The following is a 7870-nucleotide window of genomic DNA, read 5'->3' as shown; positions in this document are numbered from 1 at the left end:
AAAATGTGCTGAGCCCAGAGCTGACGCGGCTTTCAGCACATTTGCGGTTGGCTTTCAGCACATTTTGAGAGAATCGGGGGAAATCTGCTGAAAACACCGAGTTTGTTATGTCAGTGAGCTAGTTGACTGAAATAAATAGTTATAGGCCTGTCAGCTGTTTTTCCCGATTTTGTGTCGCGAAGCGGGTCGGAGACCACTGTGTCGCGCAGCGGAAATTTGCTCGGCGTCGGGGTACTCGGAAGGGTCATCCCCAGGGGCGGAGCGATGGTCTGGCAGCGGGATTTTTGCCTGGCGGAAGGGGCCGGATTCGAGAGGAGAAAATCTGCTGGGCCGATCAGGTTGAGCTGCGGGTGGAAGTCCACCGGATCGAATGGGGAATGTGAAAGAGAGGCCGAGCGGATGGGGTCGAGTCCACCACCTCCAGCGAGGCGAATGCTCCAGGTGCAGGGGCACCGATCAGCAGGTGGTGCCCAGGTGAGCATGATGGGCAATGGGTGGCGAGGGACACCCAGGCAGGCTGTTCTGGGGCAGGTGGTCCCCCAGGGGCCTTGTGGGCGCTTCACGGGTGAGAGAGTGCCTGTGCGGGGCTGAGGCCGATAGTCCTGCTATCGTTGGCGGTGTTCGGCGTCTTGGCGAGCCCGTGCTGGAGGTGCATTAAACCTGCAACGGCTGTAGCCAATTACAACTCAAGAATAGAGAGCGATAACATGGAGTTTCGAGAAGTGGCACCCGGCAGACTCTGGCCGCCGATAATTCCCGAGGGAACTGCATACGGTTGTTCGCAAGTCGCACCAAGTAAACTCATGGAGTTGTTCAAGATAAAACCGGAGGGAATTTTTTGTGCTGGGGCTAATTACGCCTGGAGCGATTTGGGTGCCATATCTACTATCAATGACACGATCTGGATTCACAGCGAAAAATATTCGTCCGGTGGTTTGCGCTTCAAGGAGCATCCCTTTTACCTGATCGATCCATTCGGCGAGCGCTTCGATTATATTCATGGCTACCGGGCGGCCTGGTGTTTGGTGAACCGGGTAATGTATGAGCAGCAGCTTGCTGAGAGTGGCAAGAATGTTTGTATATGATCAAGTATTGGTTGTCGCCAAAGTTTCTCGAGGTCAATGGTTTAGCGATCCCCTGAATCATATTTTTGCATTATTGTCTTCTGGAGTTCTGTAATGGGGTCTAGAAAAGTAGGATTCATGCTAGACGAGGCAGTTTTGTGTGCCAGCTCTCCAGAATACGTTTATGACTGGTTAAAGACCAGGGCGATTAATAGCATTAATGCTGGGGGTGTGTCGTCCATTTCTTTGCGGCATCGTTTGTTGGAAGGAGGAGATTATGAGCTTGAAGAAGCTTTGCTACTTCGGAATGATCCACTTATTGAGATTGGTCTAGCCAGGTTTTGCATCAACGAAAATGTTGCTAGAAAGCTATTCGCTAAATCCATTGATTATGATCGCGCAGGTGTTAGTAAATCTCATGCTAGATCAATTAGGATAGGGCTGCTATACAATCAATGGATTATGTTTGGGGAGTGCTTGGGAGGTGATGAGATCGATGATCTGTTAGAAAATGCCACCAAGGAAGAACTGGCTGCTATATGTGAGAACCCTAATCCAAGTGACGACTCATTATTGCTGGCTCTAATTGAGAAAGTTGCAAGCAAAAGCTCTAGCCTTTCTGATGAGAAAAAAGTGGCAGTGATATATGCTCTTTCGAAGAATAAAATCTTCTCAGCCTCAGTTAGGTTTGGCGAGTTAAATGATGAGATCAATGTTTACCGTACATTGGAAGCTCTGTGGGGGCTTGTAAAAACACTTCCGGCTGAAAAGGTCTTTGCAGCAGCTTTAGTTGACTTTCTTTATAATCTAGAGCCAATACGTGAAGTTTTCTCATTCGATGAGATAATGGAAATATGTGAGCGGTGGAAGCCAGACTCGGAGCGCGTACATCACTCGAAATACCTGACAAACTTTGAGCTTGTTCGGGTGTACATTGCCAAAAATGCATTTCATAGTAAATATGTCGAGGCTGAAACACTACTGAATAACAATGACATTGCGCTCCGGTGCGCGGCGTATGCTCATGTCGAATTAACTCCTGATCTTATCAGGGGTGCATATGAGCTTGATGGTGGAAAGGTGCTTGATTATATATCTGAAAATAAAAGTGCTTGGTCCTCTCCTGGGAACAGGGATGCTCTAAAAAGCATTATGAGCACTGAGGATTACATATATAGCTTCACAGAGCTTGAAGATGAGTGGGCCAAGAGTCATCCGTACTACTTTAATTATGAAGGCCGTCCACCATCACCAACTATAGATTCTCTCTCAAAAGAAATGGCAGCTATGAAGAGAATTATGATTGATGATCATGGCTTTGTTTTTAAGTTGGTGACTTTAAACTTCGCTATTGCGGTCGCAATACTGGTCTATTTATTAGCTTTCTAAGCTGTTTTGTCCCCAGCTTTCGTGAATAAAGCTGTGGAAAACTCATCCAGCCTCACGTGGGATGCGCGCCAGCATGGGGCGATCAAAAACTGACCAGAGCGCAGGGGGATCGCAAATTTGCGAGGGAGGGCCGGCGAGCTCTGCCTTGAGCGGTGTACCTCCTGCCTCCAAGCTTTTAGCTCACCGGGCGCTACAGGCCATCTCCTTCCCCTATGGTCAAAAGCAACTGGTGGGCTTCCTGGCGGCTTGGCCCTCGTCGTAGGACAGATCACCTCGTTGCGCTTGCGTGCACCACTGGAGACCGGGATGGCGCGGGCGGCGCACGAGCAACCTCTTTTCCGGCCACAAAATCGCCGGAAAGCGACGCACAGCCCGCTGAGAAACAAGTAGCGTCAAGGACTCCCAAACGGCACAGGAAGCCAACTCATGCCAGCACCGCTTCTCGCTTCATCCATTGCAGCTCTACCCTTGCCGCCGTCGGTGAGTGACCATGCGGTTATGATTCCGGCCAGCAACTACGTATTGGGCGACAAGCTTTTTTCTCTGGAATCGGCCTCCCGTTGCGAGGAGTTGATCGCCCCGCATTTCAAAAGCAAGCCCTATATGGCCGTCGTTCTCGCCAATGAGGGTGATGTGATCCGACTCGGCCAGAACGGAACCATCTTCCTGGCGGACTCCAAGTCCGCGCTCATGCGAGCGGCTTTGCGCTTCGACTTGCTGGGTGCTGAAGTGGTGTGGGTGGAGTCCAGCAGCGACCAAGAGCGACAGGAGTTCGAGTGGGGTCTCAAGTCAGAATTCGACAGTTTTTGCGCCTCGTTGAAATATCACGATTGGTGGAGGCCTGAAGATGAAGAGCGCTACCAATGCCATCTCAAGGCAGTCAGCGGCGGGCAATGGCAACTCCTGGGTATGCCAGCCATTAAAGGATTGGCTTGGAAATCTCCTTCTGCGCCAGCCATCAAGAATTTCAATCTCAGCCAAAGAGAAGTCGAGGATATCTTTTTGGCCCAGATCTACGATTGGCTTCAAAGAGGCAATGAGGAAGGTGGAAATGGTATAGGCCTCACTATCGAGGACCCGATCACCGGATATACCTTTCTCACGGAAATGTGGCGCTGCCTAGTAGAAGGAATGGGACGCCTTTTCCAATCGCATTATCGCGCCCGCTCTTGAGTATTGCGGCACTTCCATATTCGACACGTCCAAGGAAATCCAGTGAAAAAGATTGTCCTGTTTTTTGCTTCAGTTATTGCCATAACTGGCCAGCATGTTCTGGCTGGCGCCCCCGAGTCGTTCGAGAAAGCCAAGATCGCCCTGCGCGAGAAGGTCTACTTCGACCGGCAAACTTCCGATGTCGGGGACCTGTATTGCGGTTGCCGGTGGACATGGATGGGGAGATCCGGCGGCCGGATCGACCTGAAATCCTGTGGCTATGAGGTCCGGGCCGACAGCAACCGCGCCCAGCGCATCGAGTGGGAGCACATCGTTCCGGCCTGGGTGCTTGGCCACCAGCGGCAGTGTTGGCAGAAGGGCGGCAGGGAGAACTGCAAGAGCAGCGATCCGGTGTTTCGCGAGATGGAGGCGGACATGCACAATCTGTCGCCCACGATTGGGGAAGTGAACGCGGACCGCAGCAACTACAGCTACGGCATGCTGCCCTCGACGCCAGCGCAGTATGGGGCCTGCCCAACCAGGACGGATTTCAAGCAGCGGGTGACCGAACCTCGGGACGCGGTGAAGGGCCTGGTTGCCCGGGTGCAGTTCTACATGCACGACCGCTACGGGCTGTCGATGTCGCGCCAGCAGCAGCAGTTGTTCATGGCCTGGAGTCGGATGTATCCAGTCAGCGCCTGGGAGCGTGAGAGGGATCAGCGGATTGCGAAGGTCGCGGGGTACCACAACCCGTTCGTGACGGGCGAGCGCACCTGGACGCTGGGGCACAAGCCGAGCCGGGAAGGCTTGGCCGGGCAGGGCACGGCCACGCCCGCCCGCCGGCCGGTAGAGCCGCCAGTGCAGGTTGCCGAGCAGGGCAACGGCGCCCCGGTGATCGGCAACAGCGCCAGCAAGGTCTACCACCTGCCGGTCGGCTGCCCGAGCTACGAGCAAGTGCAGGAAAAAAATCGTGTCTCGTTTGGCTCGGCGGCGGATGCCGAGGCCGCGGGGTTCCGCCGGGCGGGTAACTGCCGGTAGATCGCGGAAGGATAAGCAGATGGCACTGGGTAATGGTTCCCCGGTATGCCAGGGGAGGTGGGCGCGTGTTCTGGGGGTGCATCAACTTCCCGAGCTGCGAGGCACCCGCCAGCTTGGATACGAAGGGTTAGGCGTCACCGTGGACCACTTGGCTACGCGCTCCCTCGCTCCTCTAGCTTCGCGGCTCTCTCCTCGGGTGACTTTAGTTGGTACGGCTGCCCCGTTGGCGGGACAAAAGCACCCTTGACGTCGAGCCATCCGTCGGCGTCTTCTGGGTAGAGCGATGACCAAGGGTCAGTGTCGGGCATGACTAGCTTCGGGCCAGTGCGCGAGACGAAGAGATTCTCGATCTGTCCCGTGTTGCCGATCAGCTTCTCGCAAACCCATACCTTTGAGAGCTTCGGATCCAGTGTTGCCGCGACCCGACTTACCTTGCCCTGAGTGGACTCCTTGTAAGTGAACTCACTGGTGTATCTGTGGATCACCTCGTCGGTTGTGGCGAAGCGTCCCAACTCCGCGGTCACTTCTCCGATGAGTTGAGCATTCATGGCAAGACCGTTCGCACGCCCGATGCGGAACTGCGCCCTGTAGCCAGTAGTGCTGTTGAAGATCCAGTCAAAGAGCAACGTTCCAAGTGGAAACTGAACCACCCCACGAAGGTCACGGGAGTCGCGACCGGATTCGTCGACCCCAAATCTCACGTTCTCACTCTCGATTGCCGCATGGAGTGCTTCGCGCACAGCTCCAACCAACTCAGACCAGGATGGGGCGTGGCGGAGACGAAGCGCTCGCTCCGAATCGTGCGCATCAAACTCATCGAGCGTCCAAAGACTCGGCATTCTTCGCTCCACGGCGGTTAATGACGCCTAACGTCGCGCTTGAACGGCGCTGCCCGGAACGCCCAAGAGAACCCTCGTGCTCTCGGGCGTCCGTTCGAAGCGCTCGTTGGGCGGCGGGCGCACTACGGATGCAGCCTAAGAAACACCGGCACCGTCCCGTCCGACTGTATGTCCCAATAGCGCGCCTGGACTGGTAACAGCTTCCCGTTATCGAGCCGGTAGGAGAAAATCTCGCGCTCAATCGTCGCGAGGTCGTCGATGTTCCGCTTGGCCAGAGCCGGGAACGAAATAGTGGCCACCCTCGGATCCATGTGGTGGACATCGTTCCTGAAGCTGTGCCAGATTTGCACGAACGCGCCCATGCACTCCTGCGAGATAAGTCCATCGGTCACTAAGCGCTTCGCAACGGTCTGTCGGTCTCCCTTTTCCCCTGCACGTCCGCGTCCGTTCCGTTCCAGGACGAAGCGAAAGATCCCCTCGGCGACCGCTTGAGACACCATGACCGTGCTGAGGAAATACCCGTCGCGATAAAGATCGAGGCACTCCGCAGATGCTGCCGCGAAGTGGTGTCCGGCAATGATGTTCTGGTGGTTCACAGAAAGATGTCGGGTGATGCGCTCATCAACCGTCGCGTCAAGCTCTGCTTTGAGGGCGTTTTTAACTTGAAGGCGTCGGTACTCATCGTTCATTGCCGATTTGACCAAGTCCGTTTACCAGGTTGCCGAGAGCGTCTGTGCCGGGCAGGTGAGTCGGCGCAGGCGGCTGAATCGCGAGGCGTTTCGCCGATATATACAGGAGCAAGCGGAGCCGGTCGAGTGGGTCATGGAGGCCTGCGGCACCGCGCACTACTGGGGACGCGTGGCCCAAACGCTGGGGCATCGGGTTTTCTTGTGGTTGTGGTGAACAGCAGCACTGTCGGAACAAGGCCGATAACAAGTCTGATCCCCGTGAACGATTAAGGGCCAGGGCGTGCGCGCCCACTACAGGCCGGATACACGAATGTAACCGCGCTGACGGCAGAGCAGAAAAGCGTTACTCGCTACTTGCGAGGAGAGTCCATATTGAAGAGTTACGCCGCTGCTGGCGCTTTCTTCTGGAAGGCCAGCGGCGCGTCCGGTTTCCTGCCGTCGCGGCGATCGACAAATTCCTGCATGATTTCCAACACGGTCGAGTTGACGGCCAGCACCTGCATGGCCCGGGTGCAGGCGACGTAGAGCAGGTTCATTTCGTCCACCCAGGCCTCCGGATCGTTGTCCGGGTCGAACGGCTCGAAGGAGAAGTCCTCGGCGAGCTGAACGGCGTCCCATTCCAGCCCTTTGGCCCGGTGCGCCGTGCTCAGGGTGACGCTGGCCTCCAGCTCGTCGGCGACCGCATTGCGGCGCAGCTTGGCGAACAGCTCCGGCAGGTTCTGGCTGTACTGCTCGACGATCTTGATCGAGCGGGTCATTTCGGAGTCCTGGCTTTCGAAAGCGACATCCTTGTAGTGGTCGTAGTCGGGATAATCCTGGAGAAGTTTTTTTCCCTTGATCCGGTCGGGTTTGCCCTTCGACAGGGCGTGCAGGTCTTCGAGGTCCTGCAGGTTGTAGCCTTCGATTCCCCCCACCCAGAAGATCTTCGCCCCGGTTTCGACCCAGGCCAGTGCCTCCTCGATCACACCGACCACGGTGCGGCAAAGGATTGCCCGGTGCTCCAGATCGGCGGGCAGGGCCTTGGCAATGCGCGTCTGCTGCCCAAGGCCTGCCAGTTGCCGGCGCTCGCCCTTGAAGTGCAGCAGCATGTTGGCGACGTGGGCCGCTGCCGGGCCGAAGCGGAAGGACTGGGTGAGATAGTGCACCTCGGCGTCGGCCAGCCAGGGGGCATCGAGGGCGTCGACGGCGCCCCGGAAGCGGTACAGCATTTGGTGGCCATCGCCGCAGACGACCACACCCATGCCGTAGGCGGCCTGCTGCGCCAGGATGCCGGCGATCACCGGGTTGATGTCCTGCGCCTCGTCGCCCAGCACGATGTCGAAGCGGGTGCTCAGGTCCGGCTTCGACAGCGCCCATAGCTTCAAGTAGCCGTCATGGGGGATGGGCGTGGCGTGGTTGTTCGGGTCGCACATCTGCGCCCAGAGCCGGCGGGTGGCTTCGACGATACTGTCGGCTGCCCGTCGCATGCGCTCGTTCTGCAGTCTTTCCGCAGGGAAATGGAACAGTCCGATCTTCTCGTCCGCGCTGGCCAGGTAGTTGCCCAGCGTTTCCTGGACGCTGCGCACCATTTCCCAGTTCTGGGAGTTGATGGCCCGGGCGATGTCGGTGAGGCGCAGGTTTCCGAGCTTGTGCTTGTACTGCTTGCCGATGGCACCGTAGGCCAGGCCGTGGGCGGTCTTGCAGGTCACATTGAGGGGAA

General features: G+C 56.6%; 7 protein-coding genes and 1 pseudogene. 5 read left to right on the top strand and 3 right to left on the bottom strand.

Annotated features, from left to right (window positions below; genetic code table 11):
- The first annotated feature begins 707 nt into the window (after window positions 1-707).
- The 4 genes from BMY22_RS22190 to BMY22_RS22180 all read left to right on the top strand — a co-directional run bounded on the left by BMY22_RS22190 (window position 708) and on the right by BMY22_RS22180 (window position 4643).
- Window positions 708-1085, top strand: a complete 378-nt coding sequence (locus BMY22_RS22190) for a hypothetical protein (protein ID WP_143068606.1) — start codon at window positions 708-710, stop codon at window positions 1083-1085.
- Between the two features lie 117 nt (window positions 1086-1202).
- The gene (locus BMY22_RS24095; protein WP_208599377.1) at window positions 1203-2453 is read left to right on the top strand and encodes a hypothetical protein; all 1251 of its coding nucleotides are present in this window, start codon (window positions 1203-1205) and stop codon (window positions 2451-2453) included.
- 426 nt (window positions 2454-2879) lie between these two features.
- The gene (locus BMY22_RS22185; RefSeq protein WP_090625458.1) at window positions 2880-3626 is read left to right on the top strand and encodes a hypothetical protein; all 747 of its coding nucleotides are present in this window, start codon (window positions 2880-2882) and stop codon (window positions 3624-3626) included.
- Window positions 3627-3668: 42 nt separating this feature from the next.
- A complete protein-coding gene (locus tag BMY22_RS22180) occupies window positions 3669-4643 on the top strand; it encodes an endonuclease (protein WP_090625457.1) in 975 nt (324 codons plus the stop codon).
- Between the two features lie 152 nt (window positions 4644-4795).
- Here BMY22_RS22180 and BMY22_RS22175 read toward each other — a convergent pair whose 3' ends face one another.
- A complete protein-coding gene (locus BMY22_RS22175) occupies window positions 4796-5482 on the bottom strand; it encodes a hypothetical protein (protein WP_090625455.1) in 687 nt (228 codons plus the stop codon).
- Window positions 5483-5604: 122 nt separating this feature from the next.
- A complete protein-coding gene (locus tag BMY22_RS22170) occupies window positions 5605-6171 on the bottom strand; it encodes a hypothetical protein (RefSeq protein ID WP_090625453.1) in 567 nt (188 codons plus the stop codon).
- On the opposite strand from BMY22_RS22170, the pseudogene BMY22_RS22165 reads away from it, so the two are divergent.
- Window positions 6170-6373, top strand: a pseudogene (locus tag BMY22_RS22165) (IS110 family transposase); the annotation flags it as partial. The gene BMY22_RS22170 and the pseudogene BMY22_RS22165 sit on opposite strands and share 2 nt — an antisense overlap.
- A 178-nt stretch (window positions 6374-6551) precedes the next feature.
- Here the strand turns inward: BMY22_RS22165 and BMY22_RS22160 are convergent.
- Window positions 6552-7870 (bottom strand): 3'-5' exonuclease (locus BMY22_RS22160; RefSeq protein ID WP_143068603.1); only part of this gene is annotated, 1319 nt, incomplete at its 5' end.

This window comes from Azotobacter beijerinckii (genome assembly GCF_900110885.1).
Classification (GTDB): Bacteria; Pseudomonadota; Gammaproteobacteria; order Pseudomonadales; family Pseudomonadaceae; genus Azotobacter; species Azotobacter beijerinckii.
The sequence above is the reverse complement of the archived record's forward strand: the minus strand, read 5'-3'. Positions and strand labels throughout refer to the sequence as shown.

Coding starts and splice junctions, on each gene's coding strand:
- BMY22_RS22190 (WP_143068606.1), top strand. CDS start 708: ATGGAGTTTCGAGAAGTGGCACCCGGCAGACTCTGGCCGCCGATAATT.
- BMY22_RS24095 (WP_208599377.1), top strand. CDS start 1,203: ATGCTAGACGAGGCAGTTTTGTGTGCCAGCTCTCCAGAATACGTTTAT.
- BMY22_RS22185 (WP_090625458.1), top strand. CDS start 2,880: ATGCCAGCACCGCTTCTCGCTTCATCCATTGCAGCTCTACCCTTGCCG.
- BMY22_RS22175 (WP_090625455.1), bottom strand. CDS start 5,482: ATGCCGAGTCTTTGGACGCTCGATGAGTTTGATGCGCACGATTCGGAG.
- BMY22_RS22170 (WP_090625453.1), bottom strand. CDS start 6,171: ATGAACGATGAGTACCGACGCCTTCAAGTTAAAAACGCCCTCAAAGCA.